This is a genomic window from Priestia sp. J2, assembly GCF_020790095.1.
GTDB classification, from domain to species: Bacteria; Bacillota; Bacilli; order Bacillales; family Bacillaceae_H; genus Priestia; species Priestia zanthoxyli.
The window spans coordinates 4,955,981-4,976,058 of the sequence record NZ_CP086208.1 but is presented as its reverse complement, the minus strand read 5'-3'; the positions used below and the strand labels follow the sequence as shown (position 1 = coordinate 4,976,058).

Sequence of the window (20,078 nt, the reverse complement as noted above, 5' to 3'; positions counted from 1 at the left end):
TAAAAAAACTCCGTCCTAGGGCGGAGTTTTTTTATTCGGCTAATGAACCCAACGCTTTTTCATTGCGGTCATACATGCGCTGCAGCTGCGTCTCAAACAGCATTTGTTCGGTAGCATTTAAAGGCATATTTACAAGAGAAGAGCTCATGCTATTCAGTGTTTGCAATAAAAGCAGCATGACATCAGAAACGGTTAAATCAATCTGTAATAGTTCAGATAGAGAAGCCATTGTATGAGGCTCGATATCTGGGTATGAAAATTTAGTTTCTGTGTTTTGGAGCCCTTTTTTGTAAAACTCTTGAATGAGAGAAGCGCGTTTAGAGCCGCTTCCGTTAACGCATAAGTAAATTTGTACGGCCACACCGCCGCGAACGCGTCGCTGTGAAATGCCTGCAAATTTTTGATTGCGAATGCTCAAATCAAAGCTGCCGGGACAATAGGATCCTACGATTTCCTTCGCTTCAATTGCGGTACCGTAAGATGCAAACATGGCCTTAATCAAATCAAACATGGCTTCATAGCCACGATCAATATCAATTCCTTTTTCTGCATCTGGAAAAATTAAAGAAATGTTTAGAACATCTTGATCAAGTACGACAGCGAGGCCGCCTGAATTGCGGACGATTGTTTTATACCCTTGTTCATGTAAATAAGCTGCACCTTCAGCCAGGTGAGGGAGCTTTGTATCTTGAATGCCTAATACAATCGTATCGTGATGCACCCATGAGCGCATGACAGCTGGAGATTCACCTCTTCCAACGGTTGTACAAAGCGTGTCATCGATGGCAAAAGAATGACGGGCATCAAAATGAGGACCTAGACTGGATTGATCAATAATACGCCAAGCGGGCTGTGCTAAAAGTTTCAAACTATTCTGCTGCATATCTCAAACCCCTTTATAAACAGTAAACGAACATATTATAGCATAAAGGCGTCAGGTCATTGTCTGTAAAATAGAAAAAGAAGAAAGCAGAGCCAAGTTTGACATCCCTCTTTCTTCGTTCGTGTAGCTTATTCAGCCATTTTCTCAAGATTTCCGTTACGATCCATTTTAAACGTAGTAGAAGAACGCTCTTCTTCATCAAATAGAGCTAACTTTCGCGCACGGTTCATGATTTGCATTAATGTTTCATAGTCTTCTTGAATAGTAGTAGCATTAGCTTCGAGATGTTTAATTTGTTTTTCCAACTCTGTGTTTTTCTTAGCTAACTCTGCATTTTCTTGCATCAAGCGTTTGTTTTCGCTTTGCAATGCTTGTAAATTGCTCGCTTGATTTGGCATTGTTTGCAAGAAGCGAATAACATCAGCCATTGAAAGCTCCTCACTGCTGCTTCTTTCTACGTGTGTTTCAGGTAAGCTATATGTTGCTGTAGGCGCAGACATCATTTGTTCCACATGCTCTACAGATGCTGGTGGCGTATATAATAATTTCTTTTTGCCTTGCTCTTGTCCAAGTGCACGCATACGCTGTTTTCGCTGTTTTTTAGCTAGCTGCAGTGCTTTTTCATACTGATGGCGTACAACAGCATTCCATCTGAATCCACATGCTGCTGAAGTTCGATTTAATTCATCTCCAACTTCTTCAAACGCATTCAACTGCGTACTTCCTTCGCGGACATGGCGCAATACTGTTTCAGCTAATAATAAGTCGTTTTCTTCTGTCCAAGCATCTTGTCTATCTTTCACTTTGTTCACTCCTCTATTTTCCATGACTCATAGTAATCATGTTTTGTAGTATCATCATGTACAAAAAATCCATACTTTATACCATTTCTTCTAGGAGTATGATAGATTTTGCTTCCTTCTTTAACTTGCATCGGACTTCAAATAGGGGTAAAATACCCCTTAGACAAAATGATGAACCAATTTTGAAAGGATTGTGTCAACATGGCAAATGAATTTAGAATTTGTGATGATTGTCAGGCAACAAACGTCAAAACGTTGTTACCTCGACTTAAAAAAATAGATGAACAAGCTGAAGTACAAATCGGTTGCCAGTCTTACTGTGGACCCGGACGTAAAAAGTCATTTGCATTTGTAAATAACCGTCCTGTAGCAGCGCCAACAGAGGACGAATTAATCGAGAAGATTGAAAAAAAAGTAAAAAAATAGATAGTGAAACAATAAATAGCTGCTTTTCTGCTACTTATTTGTCGAACGAGCTTCTTACAAACAGAATCGCCTTGTTTGTTAGGTAAATCACCTTGGTTGCTTGACAAGGTGATTTTTTATTCTGAATAGGAAAATAGGAAGTGAGTGTCGAAAAATTATAGCAACAACAAAGTGAAGATAGAGAGGTATGTAAATGACATATCCTAATGAAAAACTCAGTGAAGAAAAAGTATTTAAAGATCCTGTTCACCGCTATATCCATGTAAGAGATCGTGTTATTTGGGAGCTAATTGGGACAGCCGAATTTCAAAGGCTGCGTCGTATTAGACAGCTAGGAACGACATACTTAACGTTTCATGGGGCTGAGCACAGCCGTTTTAGTCATTCCTTAGGTGTTTATGAAATTGTGCGCCGTATTATTGATGACGGTTTTCAAGGACGCCCTGAATGGAATGAAGATGAGCGTCTTCTTTGTCTTTGTGCTGCTTTACTGCACGATTTAGGTCACGGTCCGTTTTCACATTCATTTGAGAAGGTTTTCCACTTAGATCATGAAGAATTTACACAAGCCATTATCGTAGGTGACACGGAGGTAAATCAAGTGTTGACGAAAGTGGGAAAGGATTTTCCTAAAAAAGTGGCCGAAGTAATCGCGAAAACATATGAAAATAAGCTTGTCGTTAGTTTAATTTCCAGTCAAATTGATGCAGATCGCATGGATTATTTGCAGCGTGATGCGTATTACACAGGAGTAAGCTACGGTCACTTTGATATGGAACGAATTCTTCGTGTTATGCGTCCTCGGGAAGACCAAGCCGTGATTAAACACAGCGGTATGCATGCGGTTGAAGATTATATTATGAGCCGCTACCAAATGTACTGGCAAGTGTATTTTCATCCTGTTACGAGAAGTGCTGAAGTTATTTTGACAAAAATTTTACATCGCGCGAAAGAGCTCCATCATCATTACTATGAGTTCAAGCAGGAGCCCACTCATTTTTATTCGATTTTTGAAGAAGAAATATCGCTAAAAGAGTATTTGAAATTAGATGAATCTGTTATTTTATTTTATTTTCAAGCATGGGAAGAAGAAGAGGATGAAATTTTATCTGATCTATGCCGAAGATTTATGAATCGTCAGCTTTTTAAATACATTGAGTTTAATCCAAATTCACAAATGAAAATGTGGATGGAGCTTACAACACTTTTTAAAAAAGCGGGCATTAACCCAGATTATTATTTAGTCGTCGATTCTTCAAGCGACCTACCATACGATTTTTATCGACCGGGTGAAGAGGAAGAACGTTTGCCGATTCATCTGTTGATGCCAAATAATGAAGTGCGTGAATTATCACGTCAGTCGGAGATTGTTGAAGCAATTTCAGGGAAAAAGAGAACCGATCATAAATTATATTTTCCACAAGATCTCATTGATCAATTGTCGTCTAAGCGAAAAGTTAAAGATCAGATTATAAACTTACTAAAAGGAGATCAGAGTTAAATAGTATAGGAGTTGAAGGGGCTGTGTTAAACGATCACGCAAAGATTGTGAAAGTATTTTCCGCGGCGGGAGAAGTTGTTGGCAGAAAAAAGTTACAAAAGATGATATTTATCGGAAAAAAACTGAAGTTTCCTTTTTATGAAAAGTATAATTTTCACTTTTTTGGACCTTATTCTGAGGAATTAACGCTTCGAATTGAGGAGCTGTGTAACTTGGGCTTTTTAAGTGAAATTAAAGAGAAAAAAGGCGGGTATATGCAGTATCGTTACGTATTAACAGAAGCGGGAGAAGGATTTTTAAGTCACTATGACTTAGAGCTTCCTCACTTGCAGGAATGTATGAAGGATATGAACGAGCAAAGCTCTAAATTTTTGGAGCTCGTCTCTACGATTTTATATTTTGATAACTTATCTAAAGAAGAAGTAAAAGAAAAAGTGTTTACGTTAAAGCGTAAGCAAAACTATACAGAAGAAGACATTGCAGAAGCATACGAATATATTGAAAAACTTCAGGCAACTCTGTCTGTACATTAAAAAGATGCCATAGGTCAACTCCTATGGCATTTTTTTTATGTAGGCGTTATTGATCGCTCATGCGCTTGCCCGCTACAGCGTAATGGTTTTTAGACATTTCTTCGATGATAATGGATACTTTTTCAGGTGATGCACCTGTTGTTTCTACAACAGCATCCGTTACTTTTTCAACAAGAGCTCTTTTTTGATCATCTGTACGGCCCTCAAGCATCTTAACAGTTACAACTGGCATAATGTGTACACTCCTTTTTGGTCAGTATATGATTAGTGTACCCGTTTTCTGAATAAAATGACAGTATGAGGTAGTGATGCAGGTCATAATCTGTAGTATACTTTTTATCATAACATCGATGCTAAAAACCAGGTGGGGCCATAGGGAGCCCATGTCTGGTTTTTGAGACCTTTGAGGCCATGTTCAAGAAGCCTTGTATCCTTCTTCGTAAGCAAACGGTTTATTTAGTAGATATGATGTGTAGAAATTATTTTAAAATAAAGGAGATAAAGAGTGGAACATTTTTTAGCTTTTTCATTGCAAGACCTTCCTTACGTGGTGATGACCCTTATTGTTGCATTCACACTGCATGAGTTTGCACATGCGTATGTAGCTTATTTATTTGGAGACCACACGGCTAAAAAGCAAGGAAGGCTAACGCTTTCTCCGCTGGCACATTTAGATCCATTTGGAACGCTTTTGTTAATTATCGCAGGTTTTGGATGGGCGAAGCCGGTTCCTGTTAATCGCTATTTCTTTAAAAAGCCTCGTTTAGCTGGTATTCTAGTATCGATAGCGGGACCGTTTAGCAACTTGTTGTTGGCATTTATCGGCTTGCTTATTTACTATTTGATGAACAATGCCGCAGTGGACAACGATGCGCTTTATCGTTTTTTTACATTATTTATTCAAATAAACCTAACACTAGGTGTATTTAACTTGTTGCCTTTTCCGCCTTTAGACGGCTACCGCGTGATTGAAGATCTCGTTCCGCCGTCTACGCGAGCCAAAATGACGCAGTATGAGTCTTGGGGTATTTTTGTATTTTTGATTCTTGTGATTACACCTCTGGATCGAATTGTAATCTGGCCGCTTCTAAACGGAGCAGCAACGTTTGTGATGAATATCTTTCAGCAGATATTAGCACCACTGATTTACTAAATAGAGGAGGCTTACTATGACTCAGCCAAAAAAGAAAAGTATAGGATTTAATATCATAAAAGACGATTCAACCGACGGCCACGGCGGCTACGGGGTTGGAGCGTTAAGTTTAGAAAACATTTCACCGGTTTTTGTTTGCCCAAGCGATGAAGAAGTATTTGTCGATATTGGTGCGATGCATGCCAGAAGTGTAGTAGAAAAAGGAATTAAGTTCTTACCGAATAAAGACGAGGTGCCAAACGGCAAGTTATATTGGCTTGTATGGGTAACGATTGATCGCAAGCAAGAAGGACCTTACTACGCAGGTATGACAGCATGTGAAATGACCGTTGATCGTGAAATTCGCCGCGGCTATAAGTCACTTCCTGAACATGTAAACAAAATGGATAAATCCTTAAAACGACGCATTATGGTAGAAGAAATGGATAACAAGTCTAAGGCTTTGCTTCGTGAGTTTTTGAAGTCTCATAATGAAGAAATCTGGACGTTATCTAATGATGACTTAAAAGAAGCGCTTCAAACATCGTAATGCTAAAAAAAGCTTAAGGCCAAGGCCTTAAGCTTTTTTTAATCAAACCATTTTGGGAACCAGTGAAATTTTTTACCTTCTGTTTCACGCTCTTTTTTCTTCGTTTTTGTTGCATGATCGATGTGATCAGTACAATATGTTTTAGGCTGTGTTCCAGTTAAATAATAAGCTTTATATTGAACAGGACATGATTTGGATGCTAACTTTCCATTTTGAGGATTAATGTTGACGCTCATTAATCCGTTTGGTGCTTTAAACTTTTCTTTTTTCTTCCCTTTTAAAGCATCTTCCATAAATAGCGCCCACATTTTTTTTGCGTATCCTTTTTCAGCTACATCATCCATTGTCCTTCCTTGATCATATCCAACCCAAACGCCTGAAACGAGCTGAGGAGAGTAGCCAATCATCCAGCTATCCGTAGAGGTTGTGCCGGATTTTCCCGCGTAAGGACGAGATACATATTTAGAAATAGGCTTTCCTGTGACGGTTGTATAGCCATTTAGCTTTTGATTAAACATGCCTGTCATTAAATGGGTAGTAAGAAAAGCATAGCGTCTATCAATGACTTGTTTCCGTTCAGAAGGAGCTTGATAAACAACTTCTCCGTCATGGGTTTCAATTCGTTTAATAAATGTTGGACGAATTTCTTTTCCGCCATTAGCAAAGATGCCGTACGCATTAACCATATCAATGACTTTGACAGGTGAAGTTCCAAGAGCTAAAGATGGAACTTTCTTTAAAGGTGATGATATACCAAGTGTTTTAGCGGTTTCGATCAAGCGATTTTCCCCAATGAACAAATGCGTTTTGACCGCATAAATATTGTCTGAAAGTGCGATGGCTTGAGCCATTGTAATAGGCGCATCTGCATAATAATTGTGATAGTTACTAGGCGTGTATGTCGAAACACCATCTTCTAATTTGAACGTCGTTTCTTCACTTTTCATTGGAGTGGATTCAGTAAAACCATCTTTTAATGCCGCATAGTATAAAAATGGCTTCATCGTTGAGCCAGGCTGTCTTACTGCTTGAGTAGCGCGGTTAAACGGGCTCTTTTCATAATCTCTTCCACCAATAAGAGCTTTCACTTGTCCATTTTTAGGATTCATCGCAACAAATGCACTTTGTACGTCTGAAGAGCTGCTGATAACATCTTTCATTTTTTCTTCTGCCGTTCGCTGCATCTTTTCATCCAGCGTTGTATAAACGCGAAGTCCATTTGTATAAATCATGGTTTCATCAATGCCTAAATCTTGCTTTAATTCTGCTAGCGCTGCATCCATAAAGTAAGAAGCGTCTTCTTTGTTAGGATCTTTTTCAGCAGGCTTTGAAAATGCTAGGGGAGTTACCAGCGCTTTTGTTGCTTGCTTCGACGTAATAATTCCATCCTCTTTCATGAGAGATAAAATGATATTTTGTCGTTTTTTTGCATTTTCCTGATGAATAAGAGGAGAGTAGTAGCTAGGGCCTTTTGGAATACCGGCTAACATACTCGCTTCACTTAACGTCAAATTTTTGGCGTGCTTATCAAAGTACAGCCTAGCTGCCGCTTCAATTCCATAAGCTCCATGGCCGTAGTAAATCGTATTCATGTAGCCTTCTAGAATTTGGTCTTTGCTATAATTCATTTCTAACCGAATCGTATACAGAGCTTCTTGAAGCTTTCGAGTCCACGTTTTGTCGTGCTCTAAAAACAAGTTTCGTGCATACTGCTGAGTAATAGTACTCGCACCTTGTACTTTTCCCATAGCTTTTATATCAGCTACAATTGCTCCGGCGATTCGATGCATATCAAAGCCGTGATGCTCATAGAAGCGCTTATCTTCAACGGCTAAAGTCGCATCTTTTACGTAAGGTGAAATTTGATTAAGTGAAACCCAGTAGCGCTTTTGTCCATTGTGAACTTCATCAAGAACTTTACCGTTTGCTGAGTAGAAAACAGCTGTTTGAGAAACGTTTAGCGGAGGGGGGCCAGCGATTTTGGCGTAGAGAAAGATGCTTATGTAGGCAAACAACAATAAAGCCCCCGCTAATATACCAAGGACGAGAAGAATTCGGAAGATGCGTCTTGCCTTTTTTAAATGTTCGGTTAATACCGTTTCCATTTCTATTCACCACCAATATGTGTCACTATGCACCATACATGTTGCTTTCAACACAACAAAATTCTATTAAAAGAGCGGTGCAAGTAGATTCTAAAGCTTGTATCTATCATCAGTATGAAATAGAAAAGGAGGTTTTAAACCTCCATTGCTAAAAATTTTACTTGCTTTTTTGCTGAATTCATCTATACTTTTTTCATGTTTGTATAAATTATGTTAGGGTAATCTATGCATAGGTTAATTCTCAAAATAGAAGGGAAGATTTTGAAATGGAATTATGGTTCACAGAAAAGCAAACAAAGAACTTTGGTATTACAGCTAAAATTAATCGCACTTTACATACAGAGCAAACGGAGTTTCAAAAATTAGACATGGTTGAAACAGAAGAGTTTGGTAACATGCTCCTACTTGACGGTATGGTTATGACAACAGAAAAAGATGAGTTCGTTTATCATGAAATGGTTGCGCATGTACCGTTATTTACGCATCCAAATCCAGAAAACGTACTAGTTGTAGGTGGAGGAGACGGAGGCGTAATCCGTGAAATCTTAAAACACCCAAGCGTAAAAAAAGCGACGTTAGTTGATATCGATGGAAAAGTTATTGAGTACTCAAAAAAATTCTTACCTTCAATTGCGGGTAAACTAGAAGATCCTCGTGTTGATGTACAAGTAGATGACGGATTTATGCACATCGCTAAAAGCGAGAACGAATACGATGTCATTTTAGTGGATTCAACAGAGCCAGTAGGTCCAGCTGTGAATTTATTTACAAAAGGATTCTATGCAGGTATCTCAAAAGCACTTAAAGAAGATGGTATCTTTGTTGCTCAATCGGACAACCCTTGGTTCACGCCAGAACTTATCTCAAATGTTCAGCGTGATGTAAGAGAAATCTTCCCGATTACACGTCTATACGTAGCAAATATTCCAACGTACCCAAGCGGTTTATGGACATTTACAATGGGCTCAAAGAAACATGATCCATTGGAAGTAAGCGAAGATCGTTTCTTTGATATTGATACAAAATATTACACAAAAGAATTGCACAAAGCGGCATTTGCCTTACCTAAATTTGTGCAAGATCTTATTAAATAAGTTATCACATACAAGTGAGATGCCAGAGGTTTAAGGCTGGCATCTTTTCTATGAGTAATGAAGGAGGAACAAAATATGCGTTTTGATGAAGCTTATTCAGGTAATGTATTTATTGGCAGTCAGCCTGTTTTTGAAGAAAGTGAAGCGGTTCTTTACGGAATGCCAATGGACTGGACAGTTAGCTATCGTCCAGGTTCACGATTTGGCCCAACTCGTATTCGTGAAGTATCAATTGGATTAGAAGAATACAGCCCGTATTTAGATCGGGAGCTAGAAGAAGTGAAATATTTTGATGCAGGAGATATTCCACTTCCATTTGGGAATCCTCAGCGCAGCTTGAACATAATTGAAGAGTATATCGACCAGCTTTTAGCAGCGGACAAGTTCCCATTAGGCATGGGCGGAGAGCATTTGGTTTCTTGGCCTGTTATGAAAGCTATGTATAAAAAATACCCGGATTTAGCCATTATCCATATGGATGCTCACACAGACCTTCGTGAAGAGTATGAAGGAGAACCACTTTCTCATTCCACTCCAATTCGTAAAGTTGCTGAACTAATCGGACCGGAGAATGTTTATTCATTTGGTATTCGTTCAGGAATGAAAGAAGAATTTCAATGGGCAAAAGAAAACGGTATGCATATTTCAAAATTTGAAGTTCTAGAGCCGTTAAAAGAGATTCTACCAACACTTGCAGGTCGTCCTGTTTATGTAACAATTGATATCGATGTATTAGATCCAGCGCACGCTCCTGGTACAGGAACAGTAGATGCAGGCGGTATCACATCAAAAGAGCTTTTAGCTTCTATTCACGCAATTGCTAAATCAGATCTTCGTATTGTCGGAGGAGATTTAGTCGAAGTAGCTCCAATTTATGATCCGTCTGAACAAACAGCTAATACAGCAAGCAAGCTTATTCGCGAAATGATCTTAGGCTGGGTTCAAAAGAAATAAATAAAGTAAAAAGGCGGCCGCCTACGGCCGCCTTTTTTGTTTGAAATATGTGAGTACGTCAAACACAGTGAAAAAAGGAATTCTCGGCTTATCTATCATATTTCCTTTGAAGTATTATTGAATTCTTTCTTTAGAATGTTTATACTATTTAAGTTATAACGTATTCATTTTAATAAGGAAGTGTCTTTTGTGAGTAACGCTTCAGAAGTCAAAAAACCCATTGAAGTTAAAATTGTGACGGATATCCGTGATGGTCACCGAAAAGAGACAACATCGGTAAATGCAAAAGGTATGTATTATGAAAAAGGATCGAAAATTTATCTTACATACACAGAGCGCCAAGAGGAAATCGGAGATATTAGAACAATGGTAAAAATTAGCGAAGACGAAGTATCAATTAACCGAACTGGTGCTGTTCAAATGAAGCAATCGTTTCGTAAAAAGGTACAGATCGAAGGAACTTATATAAGCCCTTATGGACGTATGGATTTACTAACATTCGCTCATAACATTGAATATAAACAAATGACTCAAAAGGGTCGGTTATTTTTAACGTATGATCTAGAAGTACAGGGTCAGCCTACCGGGAAATATGCGTTAACCATTACATTCAAGGAGGAGAAAAAATGAACATCGTCGAACAAGTGCAGCAAAAATTAAAAGCTGAAATTCAAGATGCTGTGGTCAAAGCAGGACTTGCTGAAAAAGCAGAACTTCCAGAAGTTCTATTAGAAACACCAAAAGATAAAACACATGGTGATTATTCTACCAATATGGCTATGCAGCTAGCTCGTATTGCCAAAAAAGCACCGCGTGTTATCGCTGAAGAGCTTGTAGCAAACTTCGATAAATCAAAAGCATCTATCGAAAAAATTGACATTGCAGGCCCTGGATTCATCAACTTTTATATGAATAACTCTTATTTAACAGAGCTTATTCCAACGATTATAAAAGCTGGTGAAGCATACGGTGAGACAAACGTAGGGAACGGACAAAAAGTACAGGTTGAGTTTGTTTCAGCTAATCCGACAGGAGATTTACATTTAGGACATGCCCGCGGTGCTGCAGTTGGAGACTCATTATGTAATGTTCTTGAAAAAGCAGGTTACGATGTGTCACGTGAATACTATATCAATGATGCTGGTAACCAAATTAATAACCTGGCTTATTCAGTAGAAGCACGCTACATGCAGGCTCTTGGTTTAGAGAAAGAAATGCCTGCAGACGGCTATCATGGTGCTGATATTATAAACATCGGAAAAGAGTTAGCAAAAGAGCACGGAGACAAGTATGTAAACGCCTCTGAAGAAGAGCGTTTTGAATTCTTCCGTCAATACGGATTAGATTATGAGTTAGCTAAATTAAAGCGTGATCTTGAACAGTTCCGTGTGAAATTTGACGTATGGTATTCTGAAACGTCTCTTTATAAAAATGATAAAATTTCAGTTGCACTTGAAACGTTGAAAAAACAAGGCCACGTATATGAAGAAGAAGGTGCTACGTGGTTCCGCTCTACAACATTTGGTGATGATAAAGACCGTGTGTTAATTAAAAATGACGGTTCATTTACGTACTTAACGCCAGATATTGCGTATCACCAAGACAAAATTCAACGCGGATTTGATAAGCTAATTAATATTTGGGGAGCCGACCACCATGGATATATTCCTCGTATGAAAGCGGCGATTCAAGCGCTTGGTTATGAAAAAGATACGCTGGAAGTAGAAATTATTCAAATGGTTCAACTGTATCAAAATGGCGAAAAAATGAAGATGAGCAAACGTACAGGTAAAGCAGTAACAATGCGTGACCTAGTAGAAGAGGTAGGCCTTGATGCAACTCGCTACTTCTTTGCGATGAGAAGTGCGGATACACATTTAGACTTTGATTTAGATTTAGCTGTTTCTCAATCTAATGAAAATCCTGTATACTACGCGCAATATGCTCATGCCCGTATTTGCAGTATTCTTCGTCAAGGTGAAGAGATGGGGATTCAATCAACATCTGGCGCCGACCTTTCATTAATTAGTGCAGAAAAAGAAATGGAACTGCTGAAGAAAATCGGAGAGTTCCCTCAGGCCGTAGCGGAAGCAGCAACAAAACGTATTCCGCACCGCATTACGAACTATGTATTTGATCTTGCTTCTACGTTCCATAGCTTCTATAATGCAGAAAAAGTATTAGACAGCGATAATATAGAAACAAGTAAAGCGCGTATTGAACTAGTGAAAGCTGTTCAAGTAACGCTTCAAAACTCCTTAAAACTAATTGGTGTTTCAGCACCTGAAAAAATGTAAATAAAAAAAGAGCCTCTTGGCTCTTTTTTTATTTAAAAAACAAGCGTGGCGCCTCCCGTACGCTTTACTCCTCTCATTGATGCTAAATCTTCCACTAATTTTAGCAGCGCTTTATCTTTTAACTTTGCTTCAATCATTACGTCAAAATCTTGTCCGATATCTTTAGCTATTTGCAAAAAAGGTGCGATGAAATCAGTTGAGACATAATCAGAGTGACTTCTAAATTCTTTTTCAGATTTAGGAGAAGAGATATGTACTTTTGGTTTTAATCCGATATGTTTCCACGTGTCAAAGATACGAGGGAGCAATAGGTCAAGAGGTTCTTCTCCTTCATTTGCTTTATGGTGGTGATAATCAAAGAGGAGAGGGACTTTCTCTTTTTCGCATACGGCTAATGTTTCTTCAGTTGTGTATGTTTTATCATCGTTTTCAAGAGTCATGCGCTTTTTAATCGCAGGCGGCAGCGTTTGAATGTTTTCATGAAATCGACCAATCGCTTTTTCTTTATTGCCGTAAGCTCCTCCTACATGAATATTAATAAGAGCTTGATCAGCTACTCCCATCGCTTCAAGCATTCTATAGTGATAATCCATATCTTTTACCGCATTTTCTGTAATGTGTTTTTTGTCGCTTGTAAATAATGTGAACTGGTTGGGGTGAAAACTCACGCGCAGCTGATGATTCCGAATCAATTCTCCTATCTCTGACCAGTCTTCTTGGAACGCATCAATGTAATTCCAAGCTACTTCAGGATGAGTAGCTAAAGGGACAAGAGAAGATGACAATCGATACAGCATAATTTCGTGGGCAATATTAAAATGCAACGCGCGCTTAGTATGATTCAAATTTTGTTTTGTGACGTAATGAAGCTTATCCAGCCTCTCATCTTTTTTCATTTTTCCCCATCTAGTAAACGTGAGGGTTTTAGCAGGTGAGCAGTCCCAAAGCGACAGGGCATGTGATACATAGCCAAATCTAATTTTCATGATAAATCTTCCTCTTTTCGTTCATTAAAGTAACGGAGAAATAAAGGTTGCAAATCCTTGCTTTAGTTTTTCACTCCATTTTCGGTTTTTGACATCTTCTAAAGACAAAATTGGGCATTCCCCCATACAAGCTTTAAAGCTGTTCTTTACTTCTTCAATATACGTTGCATCATAGATTAAACAGTTGATTTCAGCATTTAAGAACAAGCTTCTTTTATCAAAATTAGCCGTTCCTACATCGCAGATAACATTGTCTGCAATTAATACTTTGGCATGGTAAAAACCGTAATAATATTGATAAATCATACAACCTGCTTGAAGTAATGTGGGAAGATAAGCAAACGCAGCATGATGAACAAGCGGTTGATCTGCACGCATTGGAATTAAAATATGAACTTTTACTCCCCGTGCACGAGCTTGGAGTAAAGCATTCATCAAAGGTTCACTTGGAATAAAATAAGGAGTACCTATGTACAATTCCCTATTGGCTTGGTTGATAATCGATAAAAAGCTTTCTTCAAGTGAAAAACCTTCAGTCGACTTTAGCTGAATAACATAGTCTCCTTCAGAGGTTGGTGGAAAGTATCTTTCCATTTTACGCAGGTCTAAGCCGGTAGCAGCATACCAGTCGCTCAATAGTTGCATTTGAAGGTCTTGTATACCTTCCCCTTCCATACGCAGGTGGTAATCTTTCCACACCCCAAGCTTGGCGTCGAGTCCTAAATATTCTCTTCCAATATTAAAACCCCCAATGTAGCCAACTTTCCCATCAATAACGGCCATTTTACGGTGATTGCGTGCGTTGAGTGTATAAAACAAATAAGGCCACCGTAGCGTTCGACTGTAAGCAAAATGAACACCTTGTTTCTTTAAGAATGCAATTTTGTTTTTCTTGATTTTATAGCTTCCTACACGGTCTACCAATAATCTGACTTCAACATTTTGCTGTGCTTTTTGGACTAGTAAATCTAAAAATTCTTGGCTAATTTCATCATTTTGTACAATGTAAAACGATAAATGGATAAATGAAGAGGCATTTTCTATTTCGTGAAATAAATCTTTATACAAGACATTCCCGTCTGCGAACAAAAAGAGAGAAGCACGGCGTTTTGGAAAAGTATTTTCAGCCTGCGAAAATACTTTCTTTCCAACACCAAGGTCAATTGCAAGCCAAGCAATAAAAATAATAAAAAGTAAAATCACAATCATGCCGCTCATCATGTCACCTCTTTTCCCGATGTAAATACATTTTATGTTGTTCTTAGTGTCACCTTGTTTAAATAGAATATGAACAAAAGAACGAAAAGATATTGACTGAATGCTCATTCATTATATACAATGAAAACAGATATATTATCAGAAAATTTAGTCGTCAGGAGGAAAGAAAGGTAACAAATTATTCAAGGAGGGGACGAGATGACAGGGTTGCTGTGGGTGAATTTTCTCTTTTTTATTATTGTAACCGCTTACGCTATCTCTTTGTTTGTATATTTAATTCGCACACGCATTGAGTACATTCAATTAGGAAAAAAAGTTGAATTTGATCAGCGGTTAAAAGAAAGGCTGCAAAAAATTTGGGTGAATGTGTTTGGACAAAAGAAACTGTTAAAAGATAAAAAAAGTGGAATTATGCACGTCATGTTTTTTTATGGGTTTATTTTAGTTCAGTTCGGCGCGTTAGACTTCATTATAAAAGGTTTGCTTCCAGGTAAACATTTGCCGCTTGGACCTTTATATCCCGGCTTTACATTTTTCCAAGAAATTGTGACGTTTTTGATTTTAGTAGCAGTTGTCTGGGCTTTTCACCGTCGCTATGTAGAAAAGCTTGTGCGTTTAAAAAGAGGATTTAAATCTGGTTTAGTACTGATTTTTATTGGAGCACTTATGCTGTCAGTGCTTGTTGGAAACGGCATGTCAATCATCTGGCATAATCATGAACCAGCATGGACAGAACCGATTGCGTCATCTATTGCCATCTTGTTTAAGGGAATCAATGATACTGCCGCTATCTCCATTTTTTATGTTTCATGGTGGATTCACTTAGCCGTGTTATTGACGTTTTTAGTATATGTTCCTCAATCAAAACATGCTCATTTACTGGCTGGACCGGCTAACGTATTTTTTAACCGTGTTTCTAAGCCAGGTAAGCTTGAAAAGATTGATTTTGAAGATGAGACGCAGGAGACGTTTGGGGTTGGTAAGATTGAAGAATTCACGCAGCATCAGCTCATTGATTTATATGCCTGTGTAGAATGCGGTCGATGTACGAATATGTGTCCGGCAACTGGTACGGGGAAAATTTTGTCTCCAATGGATTTAATTTTGAAGATGCGCGATCACTTAACAGAAAAAGGAGCGGTTGTGACATCTAAGGCTCCTTGGGTTCCTACGTATGCATTCTCTAAAACAAAAGGAAATCAGCTGGCGATGATGGCGGCCAGCCAAGGCGGAGCAGAAGCCGCAGCAACAGCGGAATATAATCCCGCCCTAATTGGAGATGTCATTACGGAAGAAGAAATTTGGGCATGTACAACGTGCCGAAACTGTGAAGATCAATGTCCCGTAATGAACGAGCATGTAGATAAGATCATAGATTTACGACGTTTTTTAGTATTAACCGAAGGAAAGATGGACGCGGATGCTCAGCGTGCCATGACGAATATTGAGCGTCAAGGAAACCCTTGGGGATTAAACCGAAAAGAGCGTGAAGAATGGCGACATGTAAGAGAAGATGTTCACATTCCGACTGTTAAAGAAGTAAGTAAAGCGGGTGAAACGTTTGAGTATTTGTTCTGGGTAGGTTCGATGGGATCTTATGATAACCGCAGTCAAAAAATCGCTCTATCGTTTGCTAAGCTTCTCAATGAAGCGGGTGTTTCATTTGCGATTTTAGGAAATAAAGAAAAAAATTCTGGTGATACGCCCCGCAGGTTGGGCAATGAATTTTTATTCCAAGAGTTAGCTTCTAAAAATATCGCTGAATTTGAAAAAAATGAAATCAAAAAAATTGTTACGATTGATCCACATGCTTACAATATCTTCAAAAATGAATATCCAGATTTCGGTTTTGAAGGAGAAGTGTATCATCACACAGAATTATTAGCTATGTTGGTGAAAGAAGGTAAGCTGACACCAAAACATGCGGTTAATGAAAAAATTACCTTCCATGATTCCTGTTATTTAGGAAGATATAACGAAGTATACAGTCCACCAAGAGAAATTTTGAAAGCGATTCCAGGTGTTAGTTTGATTGAAATGGATCGCAACCGTGAAAATGGTATGTGCTGTGGAGCAGGAGGAGGGTTAATGTGGACGGAAGAAACGACCGGCCAGCGCATTAACGTAGCGCGCACGGAACAAGCCTTAGCCGTTAATCCAAGCATTATCAGTTCAGGTTGTCCGTACTGCTTAACGATGCTAAGTGACGGAACAAAAGCAAAAGAAGTAGAAGAAAAGGTTCATACGTATGACGTAGCAGAACTGCTTGAAAAGTCAATTTATGGTGACGTGCAAGAACAGGTTTCATAAAGGAGAAGTAGAGATGGTATTCATCTCTACTTTTTAAAGAAAAGAAATTGAGCAAGCGTTCAATCGGCAAGGACAAAGAGTAGGAAAAAGGGGAGGAAACAATAGTGGGGAAAACAGTTATTGTGAGTGCAGTTCGAACACCTTTTGGAAAATTAGGTGGCAGCGTAAGCGGACTAAAAGCGGCAGAACTAGGGGGGAGAGCGATTCAAGCAGCATCAAAGGGACGTACAGAAATTGATTCCGTTATTATGGGGTGCGTGCTGCAAGGGGGCCAAGGACAGCTACCTTCTAGGCAAGCCATGCATTATGCAGGTTTACCGTGGCAAGTAGAGACGGAAACCATTAATAAAGTTTGTGCATCGGGTATGCGCAGTATTACAACTGCTGATCAGCTGATTCGATTAGGAGAAGCAAAAACAATCATTGCAGGTGGAATGGAATCGATGAGTAACGCGCCGTATCTTCTTCCAAAAGCAAGATGGGGATTCCGGATGGGAGATAGCGTGGTGACGGATTTGATGGTTCATGACGGTTTGACATGCAGCTTTACAGGGGTGCAAATGGGTACGTATGGAAATCAAATAGCTTCTGAAATGAATATTTCCCGAGAAAAGCAGGATGAATGGGCGCTTCGCGGTCATCAATTAGCGGTAGAGTCAGAAGAAAAAGGGAGATGGGATGCAGAAAGAATTTCAGTTGATATTCCGTCTAAAAAAGGAACGATAACGGTTCAAAAAGATGAAGGACCAAGAAAAGATACGTCGTTAGAAAAACTCTCGTCTCTTCGGCCTGTATTTGGCCACAGTGGAACCATTACAGCAGGAAATGCACCTAGCGTGAATGACGGAGCAGCTGCGCTCATGCTAATGGATGAAGATGTGGCGAAAGCAAATGGCTATGAGCCGTTGGCTACGATTATAAACCATACTTCTCTTGCGATGGAGCCAAGGGAATTTCCGAAAACGCCTGGGTTTGCTATTAACAAGCTACTGCAAAAAACAAAGAAGACAGTAGACGATATTGCGCTGTTTGAAATCAATGAAGCTTTTTCAGCAGTAGCATTAATGAGTATGGAGATTGCAGGGCTTCCGGCTGAAAGAGTAAATGTGAACGGCGGGGCAGTGGCACTTGGACATCCGATTGGAGCAAGCGGCGCCCGTATTGTTGTAACGCTCATTCATGAATTAAGACGACGAGGCGGCGGACTAGGCATTGCTTCTATTTGCAGCGGCGGCGGCCAAGGTGATGCCATCATGGTAGAAGTGTAAAAGGGGGAAATCAACTTGAATATTGAAACAGTTATGGTTATTGGAGCAGGTCAGATGGGAGCAGGCATTGCGCAAGTATTTGCTGCGAACGGATATCAAGTTTCTTTGTATGACGTTGATCAAAAAAATACACAAAAAGGAATAGAAGGTATTGATAAACGTCTGAAAAAACAGGTGGAAAAAGGTTCTCTCTCAGCTAAGGAATATGAAGGGATTATGGAGCGCCTTCACTTGGCAAATGAAATAACAGCAGCACAAAAAGCAGATTTAATCGTCGAAGCGGTTGTGGAAAAGATGGAAGTCAAGCAAGCCATTTTTGCGGAGTTGGATTCGTTAGCCCCGAGTCATACTATTTTAGCAACCAACACGTCTTCGCTTCCTATTACTGAAATTGCAGCTGTGACCACTCGACCTGAAAAAGTAATTGGCATGCACTTTATGAATCCTGTTCCCGTGATGAAGCTCGTTGAAATTATTAGAGGGCTGGCTACTGCTGATGAAGTGTATCAAGCAGTCTATGAAACAACAAAAAAATTAAATAAAAACCCGGTGGAAGTTCATGATTTTCCAGGGTTTGTTTCAAATCGAATTTTAATGCCAATGATTAACGAAGCTGTGTTTACGCTCTATGAAGGTGTAGCAAACGAAGAGGATATTGATCAAGTGATGAAACTAGGAATGAACCATCCAATGGGACCTTTGACATTAGCAGATTTCATCGGCCTCGATACATGTTTGTTTATTATGGAAACGCTCCATAAAGGGTTTGGTGATGACAAATATCGTCCTTGTCCATTGCTTAGGAAATATGTAAAGGCAGGATGGCTTGGTCGAAAAACAGGAAAAGGATTTTTTACGTACGAAACATAAAGGAGTGGCAAAATGATCTTTTTTACGTCTGAACAACACATGATTAAAAAGATGGTAGCTGATTTTAGTGAAAAAGAAGTCGCTGCGGCTGTGCCAAACATGGAGAAGGGTGAATTTCCTCGAGGTTTATTAAAGCAGATGGCTGATCTTGGCCTGATGGGCATTCCCGTTCCTCAAACATACGGAGGAGGTGGACTGGACTTTGTGTCATACATGATTGCCATCCACGAAATATCAAAAGTAAGTCCAGCCCTCGGCGTCATTTTGTCTGTTCATACTTCTGTAGGTACGAATCCTATTGTCGTATTTGGGACGGAAGATCAAAAACAAAAGTATGTAAAAAAACTTGCGACAGGTGAATATTTAGGTGCTTTTTGCCTAACAGAACCTAGTGCAGGGTCTGATGCCGCAAGCCTAAAAACAAAAGCAGAACGAAAAGGAGACCACTATCTTTTAAATGGGTCAAAGCTTTTCATTACAAACGGGGGAGAAGCGGATACATATATTGTATTTGCTAAAACGAATCCCGAACGCGGGTCGAGAGGGATGAGCGCCTTTATCGTTGAAAAGACGATGGAGGGATTTTCAGTAGGAAAAGATGAACATAAAATGGGTCTTCACGGTTCTCGAACGGTTCAACTGCACTTTGAAAATATGCAGGTGCCTGTAGAAAATCGTCTCGGAGAAGAAGGTGAAGGATTTCGAATTGCTATGGCTAATTTAAATGCTGGAAGAATTGGTATTGCTGCTCAGGCGGTAGGAATTGCTGAAGGTGCGTTAACGGCAGCCAAAAACTATGCAAATGAACGATATCAATTTGGAAAGCCGATTTTATCTCAGCAGGGAATTGCCTTTAAACTGGCTGATATGGAAACGGCTGTTGAATCAGCGAAGCTTTTAATGTACAGAGCCGCTTTTTTATATGATCAAAAACTTCCTTGCAAAAAAGAAGCCTCAATGGCGAAATTGTTTGCTTCCCAGACGGCTATGAATGTAGCAATCGATGCGATTCAAGTTTTGGGAGGCTATGGTTATATGAAAGATTATCCAGTAGAGAGGTATTTTCGTGACGCCAAAGTGTGCGAAATCTACGAAGGTACAAGCGAAATTCAGCGCATTGTCATTAGCAGTCAACTATAGGGGGAATA

At 39.3% G+C, this 20,078-nt stretch carries 19 protein-coding genes; 13 read left to right on the top strand and 6 right to left on the bottom strand.

The features are described 5' to 3' along the window. Positions 1-31: 31 nt before the first annotated feature. On the bottom strand, positions 32-883 hold the full coding sequence (locus tag LJY09_RS25795; protein ID WP_028411958.1) for an octanoyl-[GcvH]:protein N-octanoyltransferase: 852 nt from the start codon (positions 881-883) through the stop codon (positions 32-34). A 128-nt stretch (positions 884-1,011) separates the two neighbouring features. Continuing rightward, positions 1,012-1,686, bottom strand: a complete 675-nt coding sequence (locus tag LJY09_RS25790) for an RsfA family transcriptional regulator (protein WP_033580385.1) — start codon at positions 1,684-1,686, stop codon at positions 1,012-1,014. A gap of 201 nt (positions 1,687-1,887) precedes the next feature. On the opposite strand from LJY09_RS25790, the gene LJY09_RS25785 reads away from it, so the two are divergent. From LJY09_RS25785 to LJY09_RS25775, 3 genes are all read left to right on the top strand, one after another. Next, a complete protein-coding gene (locus LJY09_RS25785; RefSeq protein ID WP_013059850.1) occupies positions 1,888-2,112 on the top strand; it encodes a YuzB family protein in 225 nt (74 codons plus the stop codon). Positions 2,113-2,305: 193 nt separating this feature from the next. Beyond that, positions 2,306-3,613, top strand: coding sequence for an HD domain-containing protein (locus tag LJY09_RS25780; RefSeq protein ID WP_013059849.1), 1,308 nt, complete (start codon positions 2,306-2,308; stop codon positions 3,611-3,613). 23 nt (positions 3,614-3,636) lie between these two features. Beyond that, on the top strand, positions 3,637-4,146 hold the full coding sequence (locus LJY09_RS25775; RefSeq protein WP_033580386.1) for a YwgA family protein: 510 nt from the start codon (positions 3,637-3,639) through the stop codon (positions 4,144-4,146). A 46-nt stretch (positions 4,147-4,192) separates the two neighbouring features. On the opposite strand, the gene LJY09_RS25770 is transcribed toward LJY09_RS25775, so the two are convergent. Continuing rightward, on the bottom strand, positions 4,193-4,378 hold the full coding sequence (locus LJY09_RS25770) for a 2-hydroxymuconate tautomerase (RefSeq protein WP_013085497.1): 186 nt from the start codon (positions 4,376-4,378) through the stop codon (positions 4,193-4,195). Positions 4,379-4,651: 273 nt separating this feature from the next. Between LJY09_RS25770 and LJY09_RS25765 the strand changes: the two genes are divergently transcribed. Next, entirely contained in the window at positions 4,652-5,299 is a 648-nt protein-coding gene (locus tag LJY09_RS25765; protein ID WP_028411960.1) for a site-2 protease family protein, read from the top strand. 16 nt (positions 5,300-5,315) lie between these two features. Continuing rightward, complete coding sequence (locus LJY09_RS25760; RefSeq protein WP_013085495.1) at positions 5,316-5,828, top strand: YwhD family protein; 513 nt, start codon at positions 5,316-5,318, stop codon at positions 5,826-5,828. 38 nt (positions 5,829-5,866) lie between these two features. On the opposite strand, the gene LJY09_RS25755 is transcribed toward LJY09_RS25760, so the two are convergent. Next, complete coding sequence (locus LJY09_RS25755; RefSeq protein WP_099331348.1) at positions 5,867-7,933, bottom strand: transglycosylase domain-containing protein; 2,067 nt, start codon at positions 7,931-7,933, stop codon at positions 5,867-5,869. A gap of 266 nt (positions 7,934-8,199) precedes the next feature. Here LJY09_RS25755 and speE point away from each other — a divergent pair, with 266 nt between their 5' ends. From speE to argS, 4 genes are all read left to right on the top strand, one after another. Next, positions 8,200-9,027: a spermidine synthase gene (speE, locus tag LJY09_RS25750; RefSeq protein ID WP_013059843.1), complete on the top strand. Its 828-nt coding sequence runs from the start codon at positions 8,200-8,202 to the stop codon at positions 9,025-9,027. 75 nt (positions 9,028-9,102) lie between these two features. Next, on the top strand, positions 9,103-9,981 hold the full coding sequence (gene speB / locus LJY09_RS25745) for an agmatinase (RefSeq protein WP_155010603.1): 879 nt from the start codon (positions 9,103-9,105) through the stop codon (positions 9,979-9,981). Positions 9,982-10,170: 189 nt separating this feature from the next. Continuing rightward, positions 10,171-10,611, top strand: a complete 441-nt coding sequence (locus tag LJY09_RS25740) for a YwiB family protein (RefSeq protein WP_014457736.1) — start codon at positions 10,171-10,173, stop codon at positions 10,609-10,611. Continuing rightward, positions 10,608-12,278, top strand: a complete 1,671-nt coding sequence (gene argS / locus LJY09_RS25735) for an arginine--tRNA ligase (RefSeq protein ID WP_033580387.1) — start codon at positions 10,608-10,610, stop codon at positions 12,276-12,278. Before LJY09_RS25740 ends, argS begins: the two co-directional genes overlap by 4 nt. A gap of 32 nt (positions 12,279-12,310) precedes the next feature. On the opposite strand, the gene uvsE is transcribed toward argS, so the two are convergent. Both uvsE and cls read right to left on the bottom strand, forming a co-directional pair. Beyond that, the gene (gene uvsE / locus LJY09_RS25730) at positions 12,311-13,264 is read right to left on the bottom strand and encodes a UV DNA damage repair endonuclease UvsE (protein ID WP_155010602.1); all 954 of its coding nucleotides are present in this window, start codon (positions 13,262-13,264) and stop codon (positions 12,311-12,313) included. Positions 13,265-13,288: 24 nt separating this feature from the next. Then, the gene (cls, locus tag LJY09_RS25725; RefSeq protein ID WP_155010601.1) at positions 13,289-14,482 is read right to left on the bottom strand and encodes a cardiolipin synthase; all 1,194 of its coding nucleotides are present in this window, start codon (positions 14,480-14,482) and stop codon (positions 13,289-13,291) included. A gap of 198 nt (positions 14,483-14,680) precedes the next feature. Between cls and LJY09_RS25720 the strand changes: the two genes are divergently transcribed. The 4 genes from LJY09_RS25720 (at position 14,681) to LJY09_RS25705 (ending at position 20,070) form a co-directional block, all read left to right on the top strand. After that, on the top strand, positions 14,681-16,792 hold the full coding sequence (locus tag LJY09_RS25720) for a (Fe-S)-binding protein (protein WP_034263992.1): 2,112 nt from the start codon (positions 14,681-14,683) through the stop codon (positions 16,790-16,792). Between the two features lie 104 nt (positions 16,793-16,896). Further along, positions 16,897-18,060 (top strand): acetyl-CoA C-acetyltransferase, encoded by a 1,164-nt coding sequence (locus LJY09_RS25715; RefSeq protein ID WP_228307461.1) that lies wholly within the window; start codon positions 16,897-16,899, stop codon positions 18,058-18,060. 15 nt (positions 18,061-18,075) lie between these two features. Beyond that, complete coding sequence (locus tag LJY09_RS25710) at positions 18,076-18,930, top strand: 3-hydroxybutyryl-CoA dehydrogenase (RefSeq protein ID WP_228307460.1); 855 nt, start codon at positions 18,076-18,078, stop codon at positions 18,928-18,930. 12 nt (positions 18,931-18,942) lie between these two features. Then, positions 18,943-20,070, top strand: a complete 1,128-nt coding sequence (locus LJY09_RS25705) for an acyl-CoA dehydrogenase (RefSeq protein WP_028411970.1) — start codon at positions 18,943-18,945, stop codon at positions 20,068-20,070. The last annotated feature ends 8 nt before the right edge of the window (positions 20,071-20,078 follow it).